At 59.0% G+C, this 26,933-nt stretch carries 22 protein-coding genes; 14 read left to right on the forward strand and 8 right to left on the reverse strand.

Annotated features, from left to right (window positions below; translation table 11 throughout):
- Window positions 1–2 precede the first annotated feature (2 nt).
- The 5 genes from VO84_RS08365 to VO84_RS08385 all read right to left on the reverse strand — a co-directional run bounded on the left by VO84_RS08365 (window position 3) and on the right by VO84_RS08385 (window position 9,749).
- The gene (locus VO84_RS08365) at window positions 3–1,286 is read right to left on the reverse strand and encodes an efflux RND transporter periplasmic adaptor subunit (protein ID WP_082661843.1); all 1,284 of its coding nucleotides are present in this window, start codon (window positions 1,284–1,286) and stop codon (window positions 3–5) included.
- A gap of 39 nt (window positions 1,287–1,325) precedes the next feature.
- Window positions 1,326–4,607, reverse strand: a complete 3,282-nt coding sequence (locus tag VO84_RS08370; protein WP_058188663.1) for an efflux RND transporter permease subunit — start codon at window positions 4,605–4,607, stop codon at window positions 1,326–1,328.
- A 405-nt stretch (window positions 4,608–5,012) separates the two neighbouring features.
- Window positions 5,013–6,776: an alpha-glucan family phosphorylase gene (glgP, locus tag VO84_RS08375; protein WP_058187209.1), complete on the reverse strand. Its 1,764-nt coding sequence runs from the start codon at window positions 6,774–6,776 to the stop codon at window positions 5,013–5,015.
- 339 nt (window positions 6,777–7,115) lie between these two features.
- On the reverse strand, window positions 7,116–8,267 hold the full coding sequence (galK, locus tag VO84_RS08380; RefSeq protein WP_058187210.1) for a galactokinase: 1,152 nt from the start codon (window positions 8,265–8,267) through the stop codon (window positions 7,116–7,118).
- 93 nt (window positions 8,268–8,360) lie between these two features.
- Window positions 8,361–9,749 carry a pyridoxal phosphate-dependent decarboxylase family protein gene (locus tag VO84_RS08385; RefSeq protein WP_058187211.1) on the reverse strand — a complete coding sequence of 463 codons (1,389 nt, stop codon included), beginning with the start codon at window positions 9,747–9,749 and terminating at the stop codon, window positions 8,361–8,363.
- Between the two features lie 294 nt (window positions 9,750–10,043).
- On the opposite strand from VO84_RS08385, the gene VO84_RS08390 reads away from it, so the two are divergent.
- Window positions 10,044–10,244 (forward strand): cold-shock protein, encoded by a 201-nt coding sequence (locus tag VO84_RS08390; RefSeq protein ID WP_058187212.1) that lies wholly within the window; start codon window positions 10,044–10,046, stop codon window positions 10,242–10,244.
- A 273-nt stretch (window positions 10,245–10,517) separates the two neighbouring features.
- Here the strand turns inward: VO84_RS08390 and VO84_RS08395 are convergent, their stop codons facing one another.
- Entirely contained in the window at window positions 10,518–11,777 is a 1,260-nt protein-coding gene (locus VO84_RS08395) for a putative glycoside hydrolase (RefSeq protein WP_197413959.1), read from the reverse strand.
- Between the two features lie 75 nt (window positions 11,778–11,852).
- On the opposite strand from VO84_RS08395, the gene thrS reads away from it, so the two are divergent.
- Both thrS and panC read left to right on the forward strand, forming a co-directional pair.
- Window positions 11,853–13,886, forward strand: a complete 2,034-nt coding sequence (gene thrS / locus VO84_RS08400) for a threonine--tRNA ligase (protein ID WP_058187214.1) — start codon at window positions 11,853–11,855, stop codon at window positions 13,884–13,886.
- Window positions 13,887–14,107: 221 nt separating this feature from the next.
- Window positions 14,108–14,950, forward strand: a complete 843-nt coding sequence (panC, locus tag VO84_RS08405) for a pantoate--beta-alanine ligase (RefSeq protein WP_058187215.1) — start codon at window positions 14,108–14,110, stop codon at window positions 14,948–14,950.
- Here the strand turns inward: panC and VO84_RS08410 are convergent.
- Together VO84_RS08410 and VO84_RS08415 are read right to left on the reverse strand one after the other, a co-directional pair.
- A complete protein-coding gene (locus VO84_RS08410) occupies window positions 14,947–17,016 on the reverse strand; it encodes a S9 family peptidase (protein WP_197413960.1) in 2,070 nt (689 codons plus the stop codon). The two genes, panC and VO84_RS08410, sit on opposite strands and share 4 nt — an antisense overlap.
- A 91-nt stretch (window positions 17,017–17,107) precedes the next feature.
- Window positions 17,108–17,593, reverse strand: coding sequence for a YybH family protein (locus VO84_RS08415; protein WP_058187217.1), 486 nt, complete (start codon window positions 17,591–17,593; stop codon window positions 17,108–17,110).
- Between the two features lie 72 nt (window positions 17,594–17,665).
- On the opposite strand from VO84_RS08415, the gene VO84_RS08420 reads away from it, so the two are divergent.
- The 11 genes from VO84_RS08420 (at window position 17,666) to VO84_RS08470 (ending at window position 26,916) form a co-directional block, all read left to right on the forward strand.
- The gene (locus tag VO84_RS08420; protein ID WP_058187218.1) at window positions 17,666–18,577 is read left to right on the forward strand and encodes a DNA-formamidopyrimidine glycosylase family protein; all 912 of its coding nucleotides are present in this window, start codon (window positions 17,666–17,668) and stop codon (window positions 18,575–18,577) included.
- 103 nt (window positions 18,578–18,680) lie between these two features.
- Window positions 18,681–19,094, forward strand: a complete 414-nt coding sequence (locus VO84_RS08425) for a DUF1761 domain-containing protein (protein ID WP_082661847.1) — start codon at window positions 18,681–18,683, stop codon at window positions 19,092–19,094.
- A 235-nt stretch (window positions 19,095–19,329) separates the two neighbouring features.
- A complete protein-coding gene (locus VO84_RS08430; protein ID WP_058187220.1) occupies window positions 19,330–19,722 on the forward strand; it encodes a RidA family protein in 393 nt (130 codons plus the stop codon).
- Window positions 19,723–19,770: 48 nt separating this feature from the next.
- Window positions 19,771–20,646: a KPN_02809 family neutral zinc metallopeptidase gene (gene ypfJ / locus VO84_RS08435; RefSeq protein ID WP_058187221.1), complete on the forward strand. Its 876-nt coding sequence runs from the start codon at window positions 19,771–19,773 to the stop codon at window positions 20,644–20,646.
- A gap of 35 nt (window positions 20,647–20,681) precedes the next feature.
- Window positions 20,682–21,107 (forward strand): peptide-methionine (R)-S-oxide reductase MsrB, encoded by a 426-nt coding sequence (gene msrB, locus VO84_RS08440; RefSeq protein ID WP_058187222.1) that lies wholly within the window; start codon window positions 20,682–20,684, stop codon window positions 21,105–21,107.
- A 381-nt stretch (window positions 21,108–21,488) separates the two neighbouring features.
- The gene (locus tag VO84_RS08445) at window positions 21,489–21,905 is read left to right on the forward strand and encodes a hypothetical protein (protein WP_058187223.1); all 417 of its coding nucleotides are present in this window, start codon (window positions 21,489–21,491) and stop codon (window positions 21,903–21,905) included.
- A 77-nt stretch (window positions 21,906–21,982) separates the two neighbouring features.
- Window positions 21,983–22,993: a serine hydrolase gene (locus VO84_RS08450; protein WP_058187224.1), complete on the forward strand. Its 1,011-nt coding sequence runs from the start codon at window positions 21,983–21,985 to the stop codon at window positions 22,991–22,993.
- 173 nt (window positions 22,994–23,166) lie between these two features.
- The gene (gene purM / locus VO84_RS08455; protein ID WP_331458402.1) at window positions 23,167–24,213 is read left to right on the forward strand and encodes a phosphoribosylformylglycinamidine cyclo-ligase; all 1,047 of its coding nucleotides are present in this window, start codon (window positions 23,167–23,169) and stop codon (window positions 24,211–24,213) included.
- 315 nt (window positions 24,214–24,528) lie between these two features.
- Window positions 24,529–25,158, forward strand: a complete 630-nt coding sequence (purN, locus tag VO84_RS08460) for a phosphoribosylglycinamide formyltransferase (RefSeq protein WP_058187226.1) — start codon at window positions 24,529–24,531, stop codon at window positions 25,156–25,158.
- 194 nt (window positions 25,159–25,352) lie between these two features.
- A complete protein-coding gene (locus VO84_RS08465) occupies window positions 25,353–25,724 on the forward strand; it encodes a DoxX family protein (protein ID WP_058187227.1) in 372 nt (123 codons plus the stop codon).
- A gap of 271 nt (window positions 25,725–25,995) precedes the next feature.
- Window positions 25,996–26,916 (forward strand): WD40 repeat domain-containing protein, encoded by a 921-nt coding sequence (locus VO84_RS08470; protein WP_157439801.1) that lies wholly within the window; start codon window positions 25,996–25,998, stop codon window positions 26,914–26,916.
- Window positions 26,917–26,933 lie beyond the last annotated feature (17 nt).

Raw genomic sequence — 26,933 nt, forward strand, 5'->3', positions numbered from 1 at the left:
CCCTACTTGCCTCCGCCTTTCTGATTAGGCGAGCTCTGATTGGACGAGTTCTGATTCGGCAAGCTCTGCACGCGCACTGATTCACCATCAATCAGCGAGTCCGGCGGATCCTGAATGATCTTGTCCTCAGCCTTGATGCCGGCAATCACCTGCACCGTCGCGCCATCATCCTCGCCTATGGTGACCGGCACCAGACGCGCCACATTGCCATTCACCACCGTGCCCACGCGCAGTCCCTCGTGGCGGAAGATCAGCGCCGAAGCCGGCAAAATAAAGGTCTGTCCCTGTGCGGGCGTCTTCAGATGCACCTGCGCCAGCGAGCCAGAAGTCAGCTCACCTTTGCGGTTGTCCACATCCACTTCCACCAGCAGCGTGCGATTTGTCGGATCGATCGCATCCGCCGTCCGCACCAACGTGCCCTGGAATGTCTTGCCCGGGTGCTCCGGGAAGGTCAGATCGATCTTCTCTCCCTTTTTGATTCCCTGTGTATATACCTGCGGCACGTTTGTATACACCCGCAGTGTATTGACCGCCTGAACGTGAAAGAGCTCTGCGGTCGATCCTTCCGTGATCAACTGCCCCACGTCCACGCTGCGCGCCGTCACCACGCCATCAAACGGCGCATACACCTTCTCAAAACTCTGTAGTTCCTTCAGCCTCTGCACTGTTGCCTGGGCGGACTTCACCGCCGAGGACGTTGCCGCCTCTTGCGTCACAAACGTATCCGTGTCGAACTGCGAGACCGCATCCGAGGTGACCAGTCCCTTGTATCGCTCCGCCTGCGTATGCGCATTGCCGGCGTTGGTCTGCGCGGTAACCAGGTCAGCTTCCGTCTGCGCCAGCTGCTGGTCCAGCTCTGGCGTGGAAATCTCCGCCAGCAGCGCGCCCTGCTTGACCGGCGCGCCGATGTCGTAATACCACTTCTTCAGGTAGCCGCTGGTACGCGCAAAAATCGGCGAATCGGAAAACGCCGTCACGTTGCCTGGCAGCACAAAGCTGTCTACCGGCGCGCCCGGCTTAGCCGGCAGCGCAATCACCGTCGGCGAAGCCAGCTCGTTCGTCGTATCCGCCAGAACCTCGCTTGTGCGATGCCGCTTCCAGATGCCATACACAGCCAGAACAGCCACCACAACCAACAGCACACCCACCGTCAGCAGCGTGCCGCGGCCTGAGACCGGTGCATGATCGGGCGCGCTCTCATGATCGTGCGCGGGCTGCGCCCCATTCTGTCCGGACCCATTCTTTGGGTCACCATTCCGCGGCTTGGAATTCTCTTCGTTCGTCATAATTCGATACTCCAGAAGCTGGTCATCCAACTCGTCTTCTTACGCTTCGCCGAACTCATCCTGCAAAGTATTCGTGTGTCCATGAGCGGCTTCCTTCTTTGCCCTGCGCTTGCCCAGCCAGCCATGCACCACTGAGAAAAACACCGGCACAAAGAACAACGTGGCCACCGTGGCAAGCAGCAGGCCGCCAATCACCGCGCGGCCCAGCGGCGCGTTCTGCTCGCCGCCGTCGCCCAGGCCAAGCGCCATCGGCACCATGCCGATAATCATCGCCAGCGCCGTCATCAGCACCGGGCGGAAGCGCACAAAACCTGCATTCAATGAGGCTTTGCGCGCGTCGCCCACCAGGACCTCAAGCTGCTCACGTGCAAAGGTCACCACCAGAATCGAGTTCGCCGTCGCCACGCCCATGCACATGATCGCGCCGGTCAGCGCCGGCACGCTCAGCCGCGTGTTGGTCAGGAACAGGAACCACACAATACCCGCCAGAGCCGCTGGCAACGCCGAGATAATCAGGAACGGATCAAGCCAGGATTGGAAGTTCACCACGATCAGCAGGTACACCAGCAGAATCGACATGGCCAGGCCGCCGATCAGGCCGATGTAGCTCTTGTACATCGTGTCGCTTTGTCCGCGCAGGGTAAAGTGCGAGCCGCGCGGCAGGTCTTTCTTGTGACCGTCGATGATCTTCTGCATGGCCCGCGTCACTGAGCCAAGATCCGTGCCATTTACGTTCGTGTTGATGTCCACCACCGGCTGCACGTCGTAGTGACTCACCATGCCAAGCTCGGTGCCAGGCACAAGCGCGGCCACGTTGCCCAGGATCTGTACTGCCTTCGGCGCGCCCGGCGCATTCGTCGCCATCGCCGTGGTCACGCTGCCTCCGGCTCCAATCGCCTGCGGAATTCCCGTACCCGTAACCGGCAGACTCTTGAGGCCGGCCAGTGTGTCCATCTTGTACTGCGGGCTCTGCGTGGCCACGTTGTAGCTCACGCCGTTGCGTGGATCCAGATAAAAGCTCGGCGTCGTTTGAAAGCTGCCACTCAGCGCCACCAGTACAGACTGCGCCACGTTCGCCTGCGAAAGCCCCACTGCCTGCGCCCGCGTGCGGTCCACATCGACGGTAAAGTTAGGCAGATCGAAAGGCTGCTGAATGCGCGAGTCCACCGCGCCCGGAACGTGACGCACATCATCCAGCACTTTTTCCGCCAGCGTGCGATTCGCGTAGAGATTCGGCCCGATGATCTGTACGTCAATGGGAGCCGAAAGGCCAAAGTTCAGAATCTGGGTCACAATATCGACCGGCAGTTCATAGAACGTCACGCCCGGATACTGCTTTGCCAGCACCTCGCGGAGTTTATCCACATACGGCTCCGTCGGATGGTGCTTTGCCGTCAGCGTCACCTGCACGTCCGCATCCGCCGTGCCCACCACACCTGTGGTCGAATACGAAAGGTTCAGGCCCGAATACGGCAGGCCGATGTTATCCACTATGCTTTCAACTTCGCTGCTGGGGATGTTCTGCCGGATCGTCGCATCCACGCGATCGCACAGCGCGGCCGTCTCTTCAATACGGGTGCCTGTATGCGCGCGCAGGTGAATCTTGAAGGCGCCCGAATCCACCTGGGGAAAGAAGTCCTGGCCCAGAAACGGCGCCAGCGCCACCACAGACCCCACGGAGAAGAGAATAAACAGAATCAGAAACACGGCCGCATGCTCGACGCATGTGGTCAGCAGCCGCAGATAGCCAACGCGGATATTTTCAAAGTGGTGCTCAAAGCCGAGTTGGAAGCGCACCAGTGGGTTGCGGCTCGTCTTCTTCTTTTCCGCCTCAGCCTCGTCGTGTTCCTTGAGCAGGTAACGCGCCATCGTGGGAACAATGGTTCGCGAGAGCAGGTAGCTGGCCAGCATGGCGAAGCACACGGCTTCGGCCATGGGCACAAACAAGTATCGCGCCACGCCGCTCAGGAAGAACATCGGCACAAACACAATGCAGATCGAAAGCGTGGATACCAGCGCAGGAGTGGCAATCTGCGCAGCGCCGTCCAGAATCGCTTGCTCGATCTCCTTGCCCGATTCCAGGTTGCGGTTGATGTTCTCGATCTCCACTGTCGCGTCGTCTACTAGGATGCCGACAGCCAGCGCCATTCCGCCCAGCGTCATGATGTTGACCGTTTCATGCAGCAGGGCCAGAACGATCAACGAGCAGAGGATCGAGAGCGGAATCGAAACCGCGATGATGAGCGTGGAGCGCCAGCTCCCCAGGAAGACCAGGATCATCACGGCCGTCAGGCAGGCGGCAATGATCGCCTCGCGAATCACGCCGTCAATTGCACCACGCACAAAGATCGACTGGTCGCTCAGCGGATCAATCTTCAGCTGCTGCGGAAGCTGTCCGCGCATTCCATCGATCTTCTCGTACACGCCCTTGATGATGTCCAGCGTGGAAGCCGATCCCGTCTTCATGATGCTCATCAGGATCGCGCGCCGCCCGTCGATGTGCACTATGTTCGTCTGCGGTGGATAGCCATCGCGCACGTGCGCCACGTCGCGGATGTAAACCACCGCGCCGTTCGCCGCCTTGACCGGCATATCATTCAGTTGCGCCACAACGCTTGGCGCGGAGTTTGTCTCAATCGCATATTCAAAGCGGTCGACCTTCAACGTGCCGGAGGGCGCAATCAGGTTCTGCGCGCTCACCGCGTTCACCACGTCGGCTGGCGAAAGCCCGCGCGCCTGCATCGCCGGCACATCGATGTCCACCTGGATCTGCCGCTGCTTGCCGCCATACGGATACGGCGTCTGCGCGCCTTCCACCTCCGCAAGCTGCGTGCGGATGGTGTTCTGGCCCAGATCGTTCAGCTTCTGTTCATCCAGCCCCTCGCCGGAAAGACCAAGCTGCAGTACAGGCACGCTCGAAGCATTGAACTGGATGATGAACGGCGGCGTGGTGCCCGGCGGAAGACTCCGGAGCTGCACCTGCGAGATCGATGTGACCTCCGCCACCGCCGAAGCGATATCCACACGCGGCTGAAAGTAGACTTTGATGACCGCGATGCCGTTCAACGAATTCGATTCAATGTGCTCGATATCGTTGACGGTCGTCGTCATACCGCGTTCGCTGTTGGAAACGATGCGGTTGGCCATTTGATCCGCAGACAGGCCTGTAAACTGCCACACAACCGTGACGACAGGAATGTCGATATTCGGAAAGATATCCGTCGGCATCGAGAGAATGCTGTAGATGCCAAGGATCAGAATCAAAAACGAAAAGACGACGAAAGTGTAGGGCCGCCTTAGCGCAAGCCGGACAATCCACATCATAGGGCTGGTTCTCGCTCCAGAGCCGGGCCGATCGACACCGGTTTGCCTGCGGGCAATACTCGCAGAAAAAACCTGCTTTACGGTCGAACCCGCGGGGGTCCATGTTTCCTTGAAGTTCTAGGTTAGACCATGCGGATGATGGAGCGCAGCGTTTGCTCCAATGCATGACAATAACATCTCACAGTGTATGAGACGTTAGGAACACCGGAAACGACGCATTATCTGCCTGCTGGCGAAGTTTGACCTTGCTCTAATACACCGAAGTGACTCAATCCTTTTACATGAGCAGGTCATGCAACAACGGGAGCTATTTTTGCTCCAGATCTAGGAGCGAGGAGCGCCGCATACCCCCTGTATGTAAGCGAGGAGCGACAACGAAATGGACAAAAAGAGCCCCGTTGATTAATCGGCAAAAGCCGCCTCGACTACTCGCGCTCCATCCAGAAGCTGCACCGGATAATAAGCGTTCCGCGTGTACTGCTGCACCATGCGATTCGTATTGAAGAACGTACCATTCAACGCCAGCGTGGTCCGCATAATCCGCGCCCACTTCACCGGATCCTCGCGATATAACGGCACTACCGCGTTTTCGAGTTTGTCATACAGAGAGGTAGCTTCCTCGGCGTCGTCCTTGCCATCGGGAATCGCCCAGCCCGTCACGCCCTCAAAGCAGCCCTCAATCCACCAGCCGTCCAGAATCGACAGGCTCGGCACGCCGTTCATGGCGGCCTTCATGCCGCTGGTGCCGCTGGCCTCGTACGGACGTCGTGGCGTATTCACCCACACATCCACGCCGGAAGTCAGCAGCGCGCCCAGGTCCCACGCATAGTTTTCGAGATACACAATCTTCAGCAGACTGCTTTCGAGCTCTGAAGCCCTTTCAACAACCTCGCGAATCAGCGCTTTACCCGGCTCATCCTGAGGATGCGCCTTGCCTGCATACAGAATCTGCAATCCGCCCGCCTCCGCAGCAATCTTCTTGAGCCGCTCCGGATCAGTAAACAACAGATTTGCGCGCTTATATGTCGCCACACGCCGTGCAAAGCCGAGCGTCAGCATCTGCGGATCGAGCTTGTGTCCGCTCCGCTGCTCCACGGCCGCAAACAGCTCCCGCTTGGCTCGCGCGTGCGCCTTCAGAATCGCATCCTCCGGAAGATCAATTGCATTCCGCAGGTACAGGTGGTCGCGCCGCCATGCGGGAATATGCTGGTCCAGCATGAGCTGCACCGGCGTTGAAATCCACGTCGGCCCGTGCACCCCATTTGTAATCGAATCAATCGCATACTCCGGGAACATCTCCCGCGAAACCTTCCCATGCTGCAACGCAACGCCGTTGGCATAGCGCGAAAACTTCAGCGCCAGCAGCGTCATATTCAACATTCCATCCTTGAAGCAGCCCAGCCGTTCCAGGTGCGAGGAACGGTCCGAACCCATGATTCGGTTCGTCTGCTCGCTACTGAAGCGATCGTGCCCTGCCGGAACAGGCGTATGCGTGGTAAAGACGCACTTCTGCCGCACCAGCTCAATGTCGGCATCCGTCGCAAATCCCTCCGGACCGCCGCCCATCGCGCTCTCCACAAGCGCCAGCGTCAACAGCGCTGCATGACCCTCATTCATGTGGAAGACATTGACTTCCAGGCCCAGCGCCGAAGCCATGCGCACGCCGCCCATGCCCAGCACAATCTCCTGCTGCAGCCGGTAATTCGTGTCTCCGCCGTACAGATGGTCCGTCAGCCCGCGGTCCCAGCCCGAGTTGCCGTCCACATCCGTGTCCAGCAGATAAATCGGAACCACGTGGCCCGATTGCCCGGTGAGGTCGTACCGCCAGGCGCGCACTGTAACCTTGCGCCCTTCAATCGACACTGTTACGCGAGCGGCTTCTTCCGCGCAAAACTCCTCTGGATTCCACGGCTGCACTTCCTCGGACTGCTGTCCGGTGCCGTCCAGATGCTGCTGGAAATACCCCTTGCGGTGCAGCAGCGTAAACGCTACCAACGGCAGGTCCATATCAGCCGCGGAACGCAGCGTATCGCCGGCCAGCATGCCCAGGCCGCCCGAATACGTCGGCATCCCGGGGTTGATCGCAATCTCCATCGAGAAATACGCCACCCTGCCCGTTGTCGGCAGAGTCAAATAGCTAAACGGCTTTGCGGATGAATTATGCATGAAATAAAAGCGCCCTCCGGTGTTCCGTACAAAAAAGGGGAACAGATATAAGTCAAAGACACGTCTTTTATCGGATTGTGTCAGGCTTTTGTTAAAAATCGCCTGAGTCTTATTTGCCTTGATTCTAACAACATTCCTAATACTCAACCCGTCCCACGAGCGGGTCAGTTTGGATACAGCTTTAGGCCGTCTATAGTGCACCCAAAAACAATGTGCGCAAAATCAACAACTTCAGTACTTAAAGTGGCTATGAAATTCCACAACCAGACTGAATCGCAACTTCCACTTTATGATTGTACGGAACTTTCTAATACAGCTTTGTCCGCTTAGATGAGCCATTCAGACTTTCCGTGCACCGTCTGAGGCGTGGCATATGTGAATTTGTGGTTGAATTCCCGTCCGCGTTACATACCTCATGGCCAGCTCCGCTGCAAATTCTTTCGCATGATCAGCCTCCACCAGGTTCACCGTGCAGCCGCCGAATCCTCCGCCTGTCAACCGCGCTCCAATCAAGCCCGGCAAATCCTGCGCCAGCTCTACCATCGCATCGGCTTCTACGCAGCTTGCTTCAAAATCGCGGCTGTAGCTCCAGTGCGCCTCTGCCATTAGCCTGCCCAGTTTTTTTCTCTCGTTTTGGATCAGCGCATCGGCAGCCTCGACGGTCCGCTCGTTTTCGCTGATCACATGCCGCGCGCGCTTCACCGCCTCGGGCGACATCTCGCTGCCCCACTTCTCCAGATCTTCCAGCGTGGCATCGCGCAGAAACTTCACCTCAGGCCGGTGCCGGCCAATCACCGCCGCGGCCTCCTCCACCTGCGCCCGCCGGCTCGTATATTCGCCGCCCGTCACGGCGTGCTTCACCATTGTGTTCGCAATCACCAGCGCCACATCCGGTGGAATCGGCGCCAGCTTGTAGCTCAAATCCCGGCAATCGAGCAACAGCGCATGATCCTTCTTTCCGTTCGCGCTGATGAACTGGTCCATAATCCCGCAGGCTGAACCCACAAACTCGTTCTCTGCCCGCTGACACAGCCGCGCCAGCTTTGGTCCAGGAATCTCCGCGCCAATCAACGAAAGCACCGCCAGCGCCGTCGCCACCTCAATCGCAGCCGAGCTCGAAAGCCCCGACCCCAGCGGTACATCGCTCCAGATGCTCAAGCTGAAGGCCGGAATCGTGTATCCCTCACCGGCAAGAATCGCCAGCACGCCCAGCGGATAATCGCTCCAGTAATGATTGGCCGCCGCGGGCAACGCTGCCGCATCAAAGCTGCGTTCTTCCTTGAAATTTTCCGAATAAATGACGATCTTGCCATCGCTTCGCGGCGAAATCCCCGCCAGCGTGGCAAAGTCAATCGCCGCCGGCATCACAAAACCCTCGGCGTAATCCGTATGCTCGCCGATAATGTTCACCCGTCCCGGCGCGGCAAAGATCTCCGGCGCGGCTCCAAACCGGGCCACATGAAGCGAACGCAAATCTGCGGAACTCTGCATAGTTCTCCGAACCTAAAACGCCCTAATACCCAAAACCAGCAATGACAACGTTTTCTTTAACACTTGTAGGTACTGTCATTTCTTTACCCAATATCAAGCTTGCAAAACCTCCGCCGTCGCCGCATCCAGCTCGCTCCAGATGCGCGGCAGCCACGGCTCGTGCTCCGGTTTCATCAGCACGGATCGCAGGCACGTCACCGTCTCCTGCACATCTTCCGCCGTATCCGGGTCGGAAAACCAGCGTTCCGGCAATTGTACAAGCGCCAGATGCAGGTTTCTCTTTGCGCAGGCGTCAAAGATTGCCTGAGCCCTCGCCGAGGCCTGCTCACCGGTCTTTGCTTTCACCTTCCAGACCACAATATCCAGCTCCGGCCCACGGCGCAGCGTCTCAAATCGTGCATCTTCCAGCAGCCTTCGGTCCAGCTCCACTGCCGCGCGCCGTCCCGCCGCCAGCCCCTGCGCAAACTCACCATCCCGCGTCAGCGGAAGCAGCTGCATCGTGGCCCACAGCGCCACCGCCGCCGCACCGGCCCGTGAACACTCCAGGCTGATCTCCCCAAGATGCAATTCCTTCGATGTGAAGTACGTGTACGGCGAGTCGTGCTTGTAGAACCGCCCCACCCCGGCATCCCGAAACAGCACGCACCCGCAACCGTACGGCTGCAGCCCATGCTTGTGCGGATCAACCACAATGGAATCGGCCTGAGAAATCGCCTCAAAGGCTCGCCGAGTCGACTCTTCTAGTTGATCCCGAATCAGCCGGAAATATCCCCCATACGCCGCATCCACATGCACCCGGAAGCCATACTTCTCACGCAGCCCCAGAATCTCTTCCAGCGGATCGATCGCGCCGATCGCTGTCGTACCCAGCGTCACCACTACCGTTCCCACTTCGCCTTTGTGCAGCTCATGTTCTAGCGCGTCAAGCCGCATCCGCCCACGCGCATCAGCCTCCACTGCGGAAAATTCCAGCTTCAGCACGCCGGAAATCCTTCCATGCGTATAATGCGCTTGTTCCGAACCAACAATCCGCTTCCCCGGCGCAAGCTGCCCCGCCACCCACAGCGCCTCCAGGTTCGCCATCGTCCCGCCGCTGGTCAGGTGCCCCAGAAACCCGCCGGAACCAGACCCGCCCGAACTAGATTCACAACTCCAGCCAAACATCTCCGCAATCCCGCGAACCACCTCAATCTCCATCTCGGAGCTGGCCCGCCCGCCATCCCGCGCATGATTGTTCGGATTGACCGCCATGGCCAGCGCGTACGCCGCCCGCGCCACCGGATGCGGCGGCTTCAGCATCTGCCCTGCATACAAAGGATGGAAATACGGATAGTTGTCGCCCAGCCGCGCGGCGGTTTTCTCAAGAACCGCCTCTATTTGAAGCAGATCAACTGATGCGTCTACCTTGGGCAAAGCGGAAAATTCGCCGGCCAGCCGCTTCTCGGCCCTCGCCAGCAATTCGGAAACAGGATGGGGAATCATGCGCCCTCCACCCTATCACGCCCGGCGGGCTCATAGCTCTCGAATCCGGCCGCATTTCGATTTCGCAACCAAACGAAAGTCTCAATTCCTCAAATGCTTACGAACGGACCCTTTGGAACAGGGCAATGCGGAACTGACGTCCTATCCCACCCATGGACCTTCAGAAGGGTGCTACAATTGGCACAGCGTTAGAGTCGAACCGGGCGTGAGCAGTACTCGCCCAACCAAGCAAGATTCTGCCAGTGGCCGCTCCGATTCATCCAGCGCAATTCAACACCAGGAAACACGATCAAAATGGAACAAGGTACTGTGAAGTGGTTCAACGACGCGAAGGGCTTCGGCTTCATCTCGCGTCAGAATGGCGAAGATGTTTTCGTGCATTACTCAGCAATCAACGCGAACGGCTTTAAGAGCTTGCAAGAAGGCCAGGCTGTTCAGTTCAACGTAGTTAAGGGGCCCAAGGGATGGCAAGCTGCCGACGTGCAGCCTCTCTAATCTCAAAGGCCGGATTCCGGCAGAATCTTAGCAACGCAACCTTTTGAAGGGCTGGGAGCAATCCCAGCCCTTCGCTTTCGCCCCCGCAAAAGCGTGCATCGTTCAACCGGCTGAAAACCCCACCCCAGGCGCGTTCTCACCCCGCGGGGAAGTCGTCGCCCGCGTAGTAAGCATTCTTGCTTGCGCCCAGGGTAAGCTTGAGTAACTTCTGCATACTGCCACCCGCCGCGCAGAGTTAGCCATTACACAAAGGTGGGACTAGTTGGCCCCACCTCATTTCTTCGCCACGCTCACCGTGAGAAACAGGTCTCCATCGCCCGCTGCCACCTTGAAGCTGCGTCCAGTCTGTCCGGTTGCGGCGCTCATCCGAGGCTCAGGAAAGCTCACCATCACTACATGGTTAGATGGCGGATTGAAAACCGCTTCGCCGCGCTCGTATTTTCTCGTAAATGCGCCTGAGAGATCCGGCCGGTCGGGATTTGCGAGTGGTCCCACAGCCTTCCCCAGTGACTTGTCCCAGAAACCGTACCAATCGTGCAGATGGTCCGGTGTCGGCAGGCTGTTCGGATCAGAAAACAGCACATATCCGTTGGAAAAAACCAGCGCGAGCGTCGTCGTCGCGCGCATTGCTGCATAGTCCGTCCGCCCGCTCTGCCACCATGCCTCCAGAGCCGTAAACGCAGGCTTGCGCAGGTGATTTTCGCCCCACACCATGTTCACAGCAGCGGTGTGCCAGTCCGGAAAGAACTTCGATCCCAGCCCCTCCATGTACATCCCATTCAAATAGCTCGCAGTTCGGGCCGGCAGGGTATTATTCACATTTCCCAGAAGGATGGCCTTTTCGCCTGCCGCCGCGCGAATCTTCCGGATCAGCGTCACCCGATCGGCTCCCATCTCATCGTTGTCATGCCACCAGTCCATCATGCAGCCGTCAAAAATTCCGGTGCGCACGAGTGCGCCGCATAACGCCGCCACCTTGTCCTGAAACGCCGAATTGGAGAAATCCAGCCTCGACGAGCGGTACTCCGTGTTCGTGCTCTCAAAGCGGTCGTTCAGCGCGTCATGCTTCCACCACGGCGAATCTGCCGGGAGATAACTCTTCGAAGCCGAAAAGTAGTGAATCTCCGCCAGAATCAGCATCTGCGGATTCGCAGCCAGCAGCCTGGCGCGATTGCTCCGCGCCGCCTCGATGCTCTCCGCAGTGAACTCCGGCGTAAGCACTACATACTGCAGTCCCGGCCTGAGCCTCAGGCCCAGACTTCTCCAGTCGGAAAAGTAAAGATCGTGGCGCGCAGTGGTGGCCGCCGCAGCCTCCACGCCCGGCAGCGGAACAACCCGTCCATCCGGCAGCGCCCGCAGATTTTCCGTACCATTCCACGCCTGAAAGGTCGAAGGAAAATTGCGCCCGGCAATCCGACCGGCAACCGAATCGAGCCCCCCATCCGGTACAGTTGCGGCCCCTTGTGCCGCTCCGATGCCAAGGGACAGAACCCACAGAGCCAGCGCCGCGCCAATCCTGATTCCGGAATTCATCGCGACTGCCATGCTACACGCTGCTCTTAAATCCCTGGCTTTCATTTATCCTGAATCGTTACCTCAAGATCACTTATGAGCCAGAATCAAATCTCTATCTCCCTCCCCGACGGAGCCGTTCGCCAGGTTCCTTACGGCACCACGCCCTTCGAGATCGCCCACTCCATCTCGCCCCGCCTTGCCGCAGCCTCCGTCGTCGCCCGCATCACTCCCGTCGGAGCCGCATCGCATGCCCTCACCGATAACGAAGATTCGCCCGAAGCCGCGATGTACTCGGCCGTTAGCGCATCCGCTCCGCGCCTCGTCGATCTCTCCACCCCGCTCTCGGAAGACGCCAAGCTTGAGCTCATCACCGAGAAGGACCCCGAAGCTCTCAAGGTCGTTCGCCACTCCGCCGCGCACGTTATGGCCACGGCAGTCCTCGAGCTCTATCCGGAGACCAAGCTAGGCCACGGCCCCGCCACGGACTCCGGGTTCTTCTATGACTTCTATCGCGAGAAGCCTTTCACGCCCGAAGACCTTACCGCCATCGAAGCAAAGATGGCCGAAGTCATTGCCCGCGACGAAAAGTTCGAGCGCATCCACGAGCCGCGCGAGCAGGCTCTGGCCGAATTTGAAAAAGACGGCGACTTCATGAAGACGCACTTCGTCACGAAGTTCACCGAGCCGGGATCCGAAGTCAGCTTCTATAAGAACGGCCACTTCACCGACTTCTGCCGCGGCCCGCACGTGCCCTCTACGGCCCGAGTCAAAGCCGTCAAGGTGACAAATCTCGCCGGCGCATACTGGCTCGGCGATGAGAAGAACCCGCAGCTCCAGCGCATCTACGGCACGGCATTTTTTTCGAAGAAGGATCTCGACGAGCACTTCGCGCGTCTCGAAGAAGCGGCGCGCCGCGACCATCGCCTCCTCGGCAAGCAGCTCGATCTCTTCAGCATTCAGGAGCTCGCCGGCCCGGGCCTCATCTTCTGGCATCCCAAGGGCGCCATCATCCGCAAAATCATGGAAGACTGGATGCGCGACGAGTGCCTCCGCCGCGGCTATCAGCTCGTCTACACGCCGCACGTCATGCGCGCGGGCCTCTGGGAAGTCTCCGGCCACACCGGCGTCTACGCAAAAAATATGTTCACGCCCATGGAGCTCGACGACTCGGAATACCGCCTCAAGCCCATGAACTGCCCCGGCCACATCCTCATCTATAAGGACTCGCCCAAGAGCTACCGCGACCTGCCCGCGCGCTACGCCGAATTCGGCAACGTCTACCGCTATGAGCGTTCCGGAACCATGCAGGGCCTCCTGCGCGTCCGCGGCTTCACGCAGGACGACGCACACATCTTCTGCACTCCCGGCCAGGTCGAATCCGAAGTCGCCGCCTGCATCGACTTCGCGGAAGCCGTGCTCAAGACCTTCGGCTTCAACGAATTCAAAATCGAGCTCTCAAGCTGGGACCCCAACGACCGCGCCCACTATCTCGGCGGCGACGACAACTGGAACCTCGCCATCGGCTCACTCGAAAAAGTCCTCAAAGAAAAAGGCATCGCCTACAAGACCATCCCCGGCGAAGCCGCCTTTTACGGCCCCAAGATCGACATCAAGCTCGTCGATGCGCTGGGCCGTCTCTGGCAGCTATCCACGGTTCAGTTCGACTTCAACCTCCCCGCACGCTTCGAGCTTGAATACGTCGGCGAAGACGGCGAGCGCCATCAACCCGTCATGGTCCACCGCGCACTCTTCGGATCAGTGGAACGTTTCTTCGGCGTGCTCATCGAGCACTACGCCGGAGCCTTTCCGCTCTGGCTCGCACCCGTGCAGATCGGCCTCGTTCCTATCGCTGAACGCCATGCAGCCTACGCCGAAAAGCTCGAAGCCGAGCTCAAAGCCGCCGGCTTCCGAGTTGAATCCGACGTACGCAACGAAAAGATGAACGCCAAGATCCGCGACTTCGCCAACCTCAAGACACCCTACATCCTCGTCTTCGGCGACAAGGAGCAGGAAGCAGGCGCAGTCAGCGTTCGCACCCGCGGCAAAGGCGACCAGGGCTCCATGCCACTGGCCGACTTCATCGCCAAGGCAAAGAATCTGGTAGCCACGCAATCAACAGAGTTGTAAGGGAACGAATAAGCAGGGACCAACCTCATCGGTTCGTTCCCCCAACGATGTCATCCTGAACGTAGCCGGTTTTCAGGCGGAGTGAAGGACCTGCGGTTGCTCTTGTTGTTGCTTTTAGACTGCGCATGAATCAATCAAGAAGGGTGCCCATCCATTCGGCGTTTTGTGCCGGATGGGTGGGATAGCAAGGGACCCACATCGGGCCTTTAGCCGGAAAACACATGCAGATCATTCATACCGTCTCCGAACTCCGCCACTGGTCGCGCCAGCAACGCGCCGCCGGCAAAATCATTGGCCTGGTACCAACCCTGGGCGCACTCCACGCCGGCCACGCATCGCTCATCCGCGCCGCGCACAAAGCATGCGACGCCGTAGCCGTCAGCATCTTCGTCAACCCCACCCAGTTCGGCCCCAACGAAGACTTCTCCCGCTACCCGCGCACCTTCGATGCCGACTGCAAGCTCGCTGAAGCTGAAGGCGCAGACGTAATTTTCGCGCCATCGGTCGAAGAAATCTATCCAAACAACGCAACCACCTTCGTCGAAGTCGCCGAGCTTAGCGACCGCCTAGACGGCGCATCCCGCCCCGGCCACTTCCGCGGCGTCGCCACCGTAGTATCCAAGCTCTTCATCGCCGCCGAGCCCGACCGCACCTACTTCGGCCAGAAGGACGCCGCACAGGTCGCAGTCCTTCGCCGCATGACCGCAGACTTGCGCCTCGGCGTCGAAATCGTAGTCTGCCCCATCATCCGCGACCCAGACGGCCTCGCCCTCAGCTCGCGCAACATCTACCTCAGCGCAGAGGAACGCAAGCAAGCCCTATCACTCAGTCGCGCCATCCGCCGCGTAGAAACTCTCTTTACCAACGGCGTCAGCGACACCACCGTGCTCATCGCCGCTGCAGAAAAACTTCTCCAGAATGAAGAAAAAATCCGCATCGACTACATCGCGTTAGTCGACTGGTCCACACTTCTCCCCGTCGAGATAGCCACACCCGGCACCCTCCTTGCCATCGCCGCCCACGTCGGCGCCACGCGCCTCATCGACAACACAATCCTGCACTAGTCATGCGGCAGGTATTCACCCAGCCACTCAATCCAACGCCGATACACATCGCGCATCCGCACCGGGTCCGCCGGGCTGTGTCCGCCAATCGGATACGCATAGAAGTACGTCTTCACACCGCGATCCTTCAGCGAGTGATACAGCTCATACCCCTGCGTAATCGTCACGCGATAATCGCCCACATCCTGCAGCACCAGCGTCGGCGTCACCATCTTGTCGTAATACGTAATCGGGCTCTGCGCCACCCAGTGCTTCATCCACTCGCCCGTATACGGTGAGCCGCCAATCCCTCCCGCTCGCGCCACATTCGCATCCGAAAGATTGTATTGGTCCAGCAGATTTGTCACCGGCGCGCCCGCAATCGCCGCCTTCCAGAACTGCGCATGCCCCATCAGCCACGTCGTCATGTAGCCGCCGTAGCTCCAGCCCGTCACGGCAATATTGTTCTCATCCACAATGCCGCGCTTCTTCAACATGTCGAGCCCCGCAAACACATCGCGCCCCGGCCCGTCGCCGGAGTCGTCAATAATCGCGCGAAAAAAGTCATTGCCGTAGTTATCGCTGCCCCGGTAATTCGGCTCAAACACCAGCCACCCCTGCGCCGCAATCAACTGCGCAAAGGTAGAAAACGTGTCTTTCGATGACGAGTTCGGACCGCCGTGAATGTACAGCACCAGCGGCAACTTCTTTCCCGGCGCATAATCCGGCGGATACGTCAGAATCCCATTCTCCGTCCAGTTCTTCGGAGCCTTATCAGGACTCAGCCACGTTACCACTTCACTCTTGCCCAGCTTCAGCTCATCAAAGGCCGCGTTCAATGTCGTCAGCCTGCGTGGCTTCGCCGTCGCAGAATCCATCAGGTAAATTTCAGTCGGCCGATGCGGCTCCGTTCCCGCAAAGGCAATCTGCCCCTGCGCACCCACCGTCGCATCCAGCCAGTAGCCGGTATTCGGCGTCACCCCGCCCAAATCCAGCCGAGTCGCCTTGCCGTCCAGCGGCTGCAGCCAAAGCCCCGCCGTCGCGCCATCGTTCGCCCCCGTCACAATCGCCTTGCTGTCCGGAGTCCACAGTGCGCGATAAAAATTGCGATCAATGGCCTGCGTAACGTTTGTCCCATCGCCCTTCAGCCCATTCACAACATAAATGTCTTCGTAGTTCCGCTCCACCCCATCGCGCAGATGCACGTACGCCACATGCGTTCCATCCGGCGAGACAACCGGAAACCCCGCCCACGTCGTATGCGTCGTAATCGCCTCTGACTTGCCCGTCGCAAGATCCAGCACCTGCGGAGACGAGTACTTCCTGTCGCCCGAGTACGTATTCTCCAGCCGCACGTAAATCAGCTTCTTCCCATCCGGCGTAAACGCAATCGGAGAAGCCGGAGGCCCCGGCGGAAACGCCACCGGCAGCGACCACGCGCCCTGCGTCAGCCGCTTCGCCTCGCCGCCATCGGCCCCAATCAGCCACAGATGCGTCGGCAGCGCCTTCTCGCGATCGAGAAAACTCCCGTTGCCCACCTCAAAGGCATCATCAAACTTGTCCGCGCCCTTCAGCTTCGGAGCCTCGTCAATCGCCGCATACGCAAAGGCCGTCCCATCCGGCTTCCACGCAAACTGCTGAATCGAAGTCGCGCTCTTCGTCACCTGCAGCGCATCTCCGCCCGCCATATCCAACACAAAAATCTGGTTGTGCTTCTCTCCATCCGCCGCCAGAAACGCCAGCTTGTCTCCCTGTGGCGACCAGCGCGGAAATGAAGCCGTCTTGCGCCCATGCGTCAGAGAGCGAGTCTTCCCCGTAGCCGTATCCACCAGCGCCAGTTCAGATACATTCAGGTCCTCGTCGTAGTCATTGCGCACCACGACCACTGCAAGCGACTTACCATCCGGCGCAATCTCCGGATCGGAAACCCGCACAATCTTCCCAATCCACGCCAGGTCAAACTTCTCGCCCGGCTTCGCAGCAATCGCCACACGCGAAGCCGCAGGCGCAGTCGGCGGACTCTGCCCAAACAATCCCGCGGAAAAGGCCATGGACATAGCTACGACAGAGACAAAACGCATCTTCATACGAGCAGCACCTGCATTGAAAAGGATTGATAAAACTTGGGGAAGACTTGTGTTGCCCACTATACAAGATCGCCGCCGTCTGGCGTGCCACTCACTGCGCAACGCGCGTCGAGTGAAAGAAGCGCAGCAGCCAGCGCCCATTACGCTTCTCCAGCACCGCCGACTCAAGCCAACTCGTATCCGCCTTCGTCCCATCCGGCCGCGTAATCGAACCCTTATTCACATACGTAATCCACGCCGTATTGCAATCCACTTCGACCACCGGCTCCTGCACAGACCACACAAACTTGAATCCCTTCTGCGTGTACCCCGGCATCACCTTGGTCATGATCTCGTCGCCCTCATAGCGATGGCCGTTGTCATACATATAAAATCCCGGCGCAATCAAAGCATCAAAACCGGCCAAATCATTCTTCATCGCCGCGCCATACATAGTACGCAGAGTCTCAGCAACCGCCGGCTTATCCGCGTCCGTCGCCGAGCAAACCTTCGTCTGCTGCGCGCCAGCAACACGGCCCGCCATCATCAACACCCAAGCACACAAAACCCCACAGGAAATCTTCTTCAAGTCCATCATTCCCATTCTCCAGTTTGAAATGAGCAAAGCCTATCATGTGGATTTGCGCGCTCCGCTTACAATCTGAGATCAATGCCCGAACTACCCGACATCTCCGCCTACATCACCGCCCTCGAAGCGCGCATCCTCGGGCAAAAGCTTCAGCACGTCCGCCTCGGCTCCATCTTCTTACTCCGCACCGTCGAACCCAAACTCGAATCCGCAGAAGGCCGCACCGTCACCGCCCTCCGCCGCATCGGCAAACGCATCGCCATTGGCCTCCAAAATGAAACAGGGGGCGACCTCTGGCTAGTCCTGCACCTCATGATCGCGGGCCGCCTGCACTGGAAACCGCCTCTCGCCAAACTCCCCGGCAAAGTCGGGCTTCTCGCCCTCGACTTCCCCAACGGAACCCTCATCCTCACAGAAGCCGGCTCCAAACGCCGCGCCTCGCTCTATGTCTTCGGCAGCGAAGAAGCGCTGGACGACATCGACCCCGGCGGCATTGAAGTCTTCTCCACCAATCTCGAAGGCTTCCGCAACGCTCTCACCCGCGAAAACCGCACCCTCAAGCGCGCCCTCACCGATCCGCGCATCGTCTCCGGTATCGGCAACGCCTACTCGGACGAAATCCTCCACGCCGCGCAGCTCTCACCCATCCTGCAGACGCACAAGCTCACAGAAGAACAATGGCAGCGCCTCTTCACCGCCACACAATCCACCCTGCAACTCTGGATCGATCGCTTCAACGCCGAAGCAAAACAGTCCTTCCCTGAAAAAGTCACGGCCTTCCGCCCGGAGATGGCCACACACGGCAAATTCAACCAGCCCTGCCCGCGCTGCGGCTCGCCCATCCAGCGCATCCAGTACGCGGATAACGAAACCAACTACTGCCCCACCTGCCAGACCGGCGGCAAACTCCTCGCCGACCGCGGCCTCTCGCGCCTGCTCGGCTCAGACTGGCCCCGCACCCTCGATGAACTCGAAACCCTCAAGCGCAAATAAGCATCCCCTCGCATTTCCCCCTTGACGCGGCCTCCCGCATGGAGCACCATTCTTCTCGCATCACCACTCGCGCCACCGGCGCAATCGCCTGGACGGCAAACCAATGGAACACGTCCACCACATGCTCAACTTCTGGGCCATCCTCGTCACAGGCATCGGCTTCTGGATCCTCGGCGCATTCTGGTTCTCGCCCCTGCTCTTCGCCAAACCCTGGGCCGCCATCGTCGGCCGTCCCATGGGCGAGAAACCCAAAGGTATGGTCCATGGCATGATCGCCTCCTTCATCGGAAACCTTCTTCTCTCTCTTGTCATGGAGCACATCGTCATCTGGGCAGGCGCATCCACCTTCGGTCACGGAGCCTTCATCGGCTTCCTCTGCTGGCTGGGCTTCATTGCGGGCATGCTTTACGCGCACCGCATCTATGAGGGCCGCCCCTTTGCCTACTTCGCCATCGTCGCCGGCTACTGGCTCATCGGCACCGCCCTCACCGGCGGCATCCTGGCAATATGGCAATAATATGGCCGAGGACCAAAAATGAAAATTTGGAATCAGATCGTAATCGTCAATGTGTGCATATTGGCAGGCTTGTTTACGAGTACTTCAAAGGCGCGCCGGTACTCCCTGTGTTTACAGCAGGAATAGTGCTTCTCATCCTCGCCAATGTGATTTTCTTCGTTCGTTTGCGGAAATCCAATTCACTGTCCAAATAGAGTTGAATAGCGAACTCCGTCATTCCCGCTAAAATCATTCCATGAGCAAACACATCATCTCCACCCCCAACGCCCCCGCCGCCATCGGCCCTTACTCGCAGGGCGTCGTCGTCACCGGCAAACTGCTCTTCACCGCGGGCCAGGGACCGCTCGACCCCGCCACCGGCAAAATCGTCCCCGGCGGCATCGAGGAGCAAACCACCCGCACCCTCGAAAACCTCAAAGCCATCCTCGAAGCCGCAGGCACCAGCTTTGATAAGGTCGTCAAGGCGAATGTCTACCTCTCTGACATCACCAACTTCGCCGCCATGAACGCCATCTACGCGAAATATCTCGCCCCCGAAGGCACGCCGCCACCGGCCCGCACCACCATCCAGGCCGCCCGCCTGCCCGGCGACATCCTCGTAGAAATCGAGCTCATCGCCGAAGTTTAATCCGATGTACCACCGGCAAGCGCATCCTAATACTTCAAGAGGATCAGCATGGAGTGGCAAGACGGCGGGGAAAGTCGCGATATTGAGGATCGCCGCAGCCAATCAGGGGGCGGAGGGGGCGGCGGCCTGAATCCACTCATGTTCCTCGGCCTGCTCCGCGGTGGCCCCATCGGCATCGGCATCTTTGTCCTCATCGTGCTCTTCGGCGTGTTCCGTGGGCACAACTTCCTGGGGAATAACAACACCAGCCCAGCCCCGCGCTCCGCCGTCGTCGGTCCTGCTTCGCAACAGCGTGACGTCCATCTCATCAGCTACGTCCTCGATGACGCGCAGAATACCTGGGCGCAGATCTTCGCCGCCAGCGACAAGCAGTACCGCCGCGCCAGGCTGGTCCTCTTCCGGGACCGCACCACCTCCGGCTGTGGCACGGCTCAGGCCTCCACCGGCCCCTTTTATTGCCCCGCCGACGAAAAGATCTACATCGACCTCGGCTTCTGGGATGAACTGACGCAGCTCGGCGGTTCCACCAGTGACTTCGCCAAGTCTTACGTCATCACCCATGAGCTCGGCCATCATATCCAGAACCTGCTCGGCATTGAAGCCCGTCAGCAGCGCCTTTCCCGAGGCTCCGGCAACGAGAGCGCACTCTCCGTCGATCTCGAGCTGCAGGCCGACTGCTTCGCAGGCGTCTGGGGCCACGCCACTGAGCAGCGCAGCAAGATCACACAAAGCGACATCGCCCAGGCATTGAAATCCGCAGCCGCCGTCGGCGACGATCACATCCAGAAAATGTCCGGCCGCGCCGTCAGCCCCGAAAACTGGACTCACGGTTCCAGCGCCCAGCGTGAGCACTGGTTCACGCAAGGCATCGAAAGCGGCAAGGCCTCCAGCTGCACCACCTTCAACGGCAAGCTTGCACCGTAATAAACTCCCCGGCATCCAATTCACCAGAGAACATCATGTCTAACTCAATCGAAAAAATCGAAAAATCCGAAGCCGAATGGCGCGTCGAACTCACCCCGCTCCAGTACCACGTCCTGCGCGAAAAAGGCACGGAGCGCGCCTACACCGGGCCGCTCGAATACAACTTCGAGTCCGGCGCATACCACTGCGCAGGCTGCGGCGCGCTGCTCTTCACCTCCGGCGCAAAATACGATTCCGGCTGCGGCTGGCCAGCCTTCATGATCCCCGCCGACTCCAAATCCATCGTCGAGCACGAGGACAACACCTATGGCATGCGCCGCGTTGAAGTGACGTGCGCCAAATGCGGCGGCCATCTCGGCCACGTCTTCCCCGACGGCCCAAAGCCCACCGGCCTGCGCTACTGCATCAACTCCGCCTCCATCACCTTCACCAAAGAGCAGGAAGAAGGAACAAAGGAATAAAAAGCAGAAGACCTCTTAATAAAGGAGGTGTCATCCTGAACGCAGCCGTTTTTCAGGCGGAGTGAAGGATCTGCGGTTGTTTTTGCTGGCATAACCACCGCCAGCCCTGAGCCGGGTGCGCCACACTCAAATCCTTGCTTCTTGGCGTACGCTCTCACAGCCCTCGAGCGACTCAACGGTTGCTGCACCTACGAAGCAGGGGCTAATATAAGCTCGCATTTACCATAGGTGGCCAGTCGCTGGACTTATTCGGCGGGCAAGCCCCAAAAACACATTAAGATGTTGCGACCCAGTTATCTATCGTCATTTCGACCGGCGCGGGTCCGTTCTTTCACTATCCCAATGCGTTGACTCTATTTTTCAGCTGAAGGAGGAAAGGCAATGGCGGATTTTTCTACAACACTGGGTTCGGCACCAGTTCTGCTCGGCGGCTTGAGTGCATGGTTCAGTTCTCTGAACAACCATCACGACCAGATTCAGAAGATAATCGCAGAGCTTGCAGCAAACAAGGGATTACCGCGGAACAAGACCGGCGGCAAGATCAAAATCGGGAATCTGATATTTCAGGAATGGAAGGTCAACACAAAGGCATCCGATCCGCTTCGGTTTTTTGGTTTCTTTTATGGCAACACTCTTCACGTCGCAGCCATCTCAACTGGCCACAGGCACGGTAAGTACTCCGGCATGACGTGGGACGGAAATGATGAATGGGACGCTAATTACCAGGGCCACGAGGCTGAGGTCGATTCCATGGTCCAGGCGGCATTCGATGAGGAGCTCGTGTACCGCCGAACCTAAGGGTAGGGGACAATTGGCCATCCGCGAACTGAATCATTTCCGGCTGGCGAGAGGGTAACGCAAGGTACGATTACCGCATGCTTTTCAAAGCTCTCCCTCTCGCCGCTGCTCTACTCATCTCGCTCCCAGTAATCGCCCAAAAAGAAGACCCCTCTCTAGACGCCACTCTCCAATCCATAGCCGCCGCCCACCACGGCAAAGTAGCCCTTTACGCCGAAAACCTCCGCACCCACCAGGTCGCATCCATCACACCCGACCTGCCCGTCCAAACAGCCTCCACCATCAAGCTAGCCATCCTCCTCGACGCCGCCGAGCAAATCCGCGCAGGCAAAGCCTCCTTCGACGAAAAGCTAGTCCTCAGCCATGAAAACCAGGTCCCCGGCTCCGGCATCATCGGCCAGCTTGACACCCCGCTCCCGCTCACCCTCCGCGACGTCCTGCACCTCATGGTCACGCTCAGCGACAACACCGCCACCAATATGGCCATTGACCGCCTCGGCCTCGACCACATCAACCAGACCATCCTGGCCGCCGGCCTCCACCAGACCTGGCTCTATAAAAAGGTCTACAAGCCCGCCAGCGGCCCCATGCCCGCCGACCAGCCAAAATTCGGCCTCGGCAAAACCACCCCGCGCGAGATGGCCGAAATCATGACCCGCCTTGTCACCTGCAACCTCGCACCGCTCGCCACGCAGGAAACATTTCACGTAGTGATGCCCGACAGTGCAAGCATCGACGGCCCCATCTGCGGAACCATCCTCAAAATGCTCCGCGTCCAGCAGGACCGCGACGGCCTCCCGCGCTACATCGAATCCCTGGACACATCCGAGCAAGGCACCGCCATCGGCAACAAAACCGGTGCACTCGACCGCGTCCGCGCCGACGTCGCCATCATCGCCTCAAAATCCGGCCCCATCGTCATCGCCGCCTACACCTTCGAGAACCAGGATCAGCGCTGGACCGGCGACAACGAAGGCAAAATCACCCTCGCCAAAATCGGCGAAGCCATCGTCAAAGCCTGGTCCCCCACCGGCCTCGACCCCACCGTCGTCCACTGGGACAATCCCCTCGCTCCTCCACAAAAGTAGGCGTGTCATCCTGAGCGATCGGGGTCCCAGGCGTTTTCTTCAGCTTAGGGGTGGTGAGCCGAAGGACCTGCTTCTGCCTTTATTAACCAGTTGGCTCCACTTCCTTTTGCTAAAATCAACCTTTCCGGCCGCACCAACCGGCCCCGCATCCTATCCGCAGAAAGCCTCCGCCAGTGCCTGAATCCCGCCCCAAATCCGTCACCTACGCCGACTCCGGCGTTGACATCTCCGCCGGAGACCGCGCCAAGGACCGCATCAAATTCCTCGCGCAAAAGACCTTCAACCGTAACGTCATCGGTGGCATCGGCGGCTTCGGCGCGCTCTTCCGGCTCGACCTGCAGAAGTTCAAGAACCCCATCCTGGTCAGCTCCGCAGACGGCGTCGGAACCAAGCTCAAAATCGCCTTCGAGCTCGGCAGCCATCACACCGTCGGCGCAGATCTCGTCAACCACTGCGTCAACGACATCGCCGTCCAGGGCGCAACCCCGCTCTTCTTCCTCGATTACCTCGCCACCGGCAAGCTCGACCCCTCCGTCATCGAATCCGTCGTCACCGGCCTCGCAGAAGCCTGCAAAGCCAACGCCTGCGCCCTCATCGGCGGCGAAACCGCGCAGATGCCCGGCTTCTACGCCGACGGCGAATACGACCTCGCCGGCTTCATCGTCGGCGCAGTCGATCGCGACAAGATGGTCACCGGCGAAACCATCAAGCCCGGCGACGTCCTCATCGGCCTGCCCTCCACCGGTCTCCATACCAACGGCTACTCGCTCGCCCGCAAGCTCCTCTTTGAGGTGGCCGGCTACAAGCCCACACAATACGTCACCGCCATCAAAGAGAAGGCCGGCACGGCTCTCATGAAGACGCACCGCTCCTACCTCCACGTCATCCAGAAGCTCGTAGCCGCGGGATTCACCACAGGCATGGCGCACATCACCGGCGGCGGAATCACCGAAAACCTACCGCGCATCCTGCCCAAGGGCACCGCAGCGCAGATCGAAATCGGCTCCTGGCCGGTGCTCCCCATCTTCGAACACCTCCGCCAGCTCGGCCAGGTCTCAGAAGACGAGATGATGCGGACTTTTAACATGGGCATCGGTCTCATCGCCGCCATCCCCGCCGCCAAATTCACCCGCGCCAAAAACCTCCTCGACCGCGCCGAAGAAAAGTTCCACATCATCGGCCGCATCGTCAAAGGCGACCGCCGCGTGCAATACATGTAGGAACGGTAGGCCGGGTTCTAACCCCGGCAACATAGGCCGCAAACAATCGGGGCTTTAGCCCCGGAGAAAAAGTTCATTGAGCGCAGCCGTTTGCCCATCTACAAATGACGTGTCATCCTGAGCGAAGTTTCGCGCGTGAGCCCGAAACGAGTCGAAGGATCTGCGGTTGTTCTTGCACTTGCTTTTCGCTCGTATCAGCACCGCCGATGGGTGGGATAGCAACCAACTATCCTTGAGCTTTGTAACCGGGCACGACTTCAGTCGTGCCGCAAATGGCCTGGAAGAATTTCCGGGCTTTAGCCCCTGAGGGAAGTTTTGCAGCCATCCACACCAAACAAGCCCCTCCGCCTCGGCATTCTCCTCTCCGGCCGCGGCTCCAACTTCCTCGCCATCGCCGAATCCATCCGCACCAAAAAACTCCCCAACGTCGAAATCGCCATAGTCATCTCCAACGTCCCCGAAGCCGGCGGCCTCACCTCCGCACAGGACCTAGGCCTACCCACAGCCCTCTTCGTATCCAAGGGTCGTAAACGCGCCGAACACGATGCCGACGTCCTCGCCTGCCTCCGCGATCACAACGTAGACCTCGTCATCCTCGCCGGCTACCTGCGCCTTCTCTCACCGGAATTCGTAGCCGCGCTCCCCAACCGCATCCTCAACATCCATCCATCGCTCCTGCCCGCATTCCCCGGCCTCGACGCACAACACCAGGCCTTCGACTACGGAGTAAAAATCGCCGGCTGCACAGTCCACTTCGTCGACGAGCATCTCGACCACGGCATCATCATCCTCCAGCGCGCCATCCCCGTCCTCGACAAAGACACAGCCGAATCCCTCTCCGCCCGCATCCTTATCGAAGAACACCTAGCCTACAGTGAAGCCATCGCCCGCGTAGCCAGCGGCCAATACGAAATCCAGAGCCGACGCTACATCAAAAAAATATAGGTTTGGCATCCTGAGCGAAGTTTGGCCACTCTGCGGCCAAACGAGTCGAAGCCGGGGTCCCCAACGACAGTTCTTCGTCGATGGGGTGGGAAGGACCTGAGGTTGTTCTTGCCTTTGCGTTTCGCCCACCCCGCCACCACAATTACTTGCAGGAGAAACCACGCTCCCAAGCCGAATCCGGAAGAAGGCACACAATGAACATACTGTTATGGGTCCTGCAAGCCCTCGCCGCGCTCCTGTACGGATCGTCGGGCGTCATGAAGGTCTTCATGTTCGACAAGATAAGCCACGACGTCCCATCCTTTGGCGCCTTGCCGCGAAAAGTCTGGATGACCCTGGGCATCCTGGAACTCGTATGCACAGTCGGACTCATCGTTCCTGACGCCTTCCATTGGCACCCGCCGCTGACCATCCTCGCTGCCACGCTCCTGGCGGTTGAAAGCCTCTTGTTCATCTGGGTGCACATCAAGTACCGCGAGGTCGCGCCGACAATCATGAGCGCCGTTCTCGGCCTCATCGTAGCGTTCATCGCCTATGGCCGATTGGTTCTGTACCCGATCCTCTAACCCGCTGGCTGTCTCCCAAAGGTCCTGTTCAGGCCTGACACGAAGTTGTCGAAAACGAGACTTTACGGGCGCTTCACAAAAGTTCGTCTGAAAGGGTAATTTCTATTTCATGAGTCGAGCGATCTGCATCGCGGCCTTATTTTCGTCCCTCCTTCTGTTAGCGCAGGAGAAGCCTGCGGGGCCAACCGCCATCAACCCGTTCCCCGATTCGGACTTCACACTCCGCGACCGCGGCGTGAAACCACAGAAAGGTAGGGTCGTGCTGGGCCCAATGGAAAGCGACGGCAAGGGAGGAACTAAAGGCTCCTTCGCGGTATATGGAGGCGCATCCATGATTCAAGTTTTAAGCCTGTCGTTCAGTGGCGACGGAAAGATGTTAGCGGTTGGAAGTACACCCGGGCATGTAGACGTGTGGGACATTGAAAAGCGAACAAAGCTCTTCTCATTAGACGGAGGCACTACGGTTGCATTGAGTCCGGATGGTCGCCTGCTTGCGAAGGATGGAAACGGAATCGAGATTTGCGACGCGGCGACGGGCAAACTGATCAGGAGAATTCCGTGGTCCATCACAACCTCAACTCCAGGCGTTCAGCGAATGATCAAGAAGCTGGAGTTCAATGCTGCGGGAAGCCAGTTGGAGGTCTCCTCAAACGGTGAAAATGATTTAGTTTTCGGTGTTTCTTCCGGCCAGTTGGTAGCCACTCTCACAAGCACTCAGCAGGGGCAGTTTTCACGGGACGGGACGGTCTTTGTTGGCGGCAACGGAAGACACTTAATTGCATGGAGTACGAACGATTGGAGCAAGGTTAGCGATGTGCCGAATGGCCCCGACTACGTCACGCAAATTGCTGCTTTCCCCGAGAAAGACCTCGCGATTGTAGGAGGCCCGAACAGTGCCCGCCTTGTCCATATCAGTTCGGGAGAAGACGTTGCACAGGTGGGATCGGGATACACGAATTTTGCCGCATTCAATCAAGACGGGACTTTGGTTTTCGCCTACACGGGTGGCGGCTTCGGTGTTTGGGATACCAGTGGAAAACAACATTGCCACAAGGAAGGTCTCGGCAATGGCACCGCCGCAATCAGTTCTGATGGTCGCTGGCTAGCCGCGGCAATGGTGGACGGTGGTACGAATGTAGCGATCTGGAATCTCAAAAACCTAACAGGTGTTTGTGGCAGCTCGGCTCCATGACGGACCCGTGACCGCAA

This window comes from Occallatibacter gabretensis, from assembly GCF_001449115.1.
Classification (GTDB): Bacteria; Acidobacteriota; Terriglobia; order Terriglobales; family Acidobacteriaceae; genus Telmatobacter; species Telmatobacter gabretensis.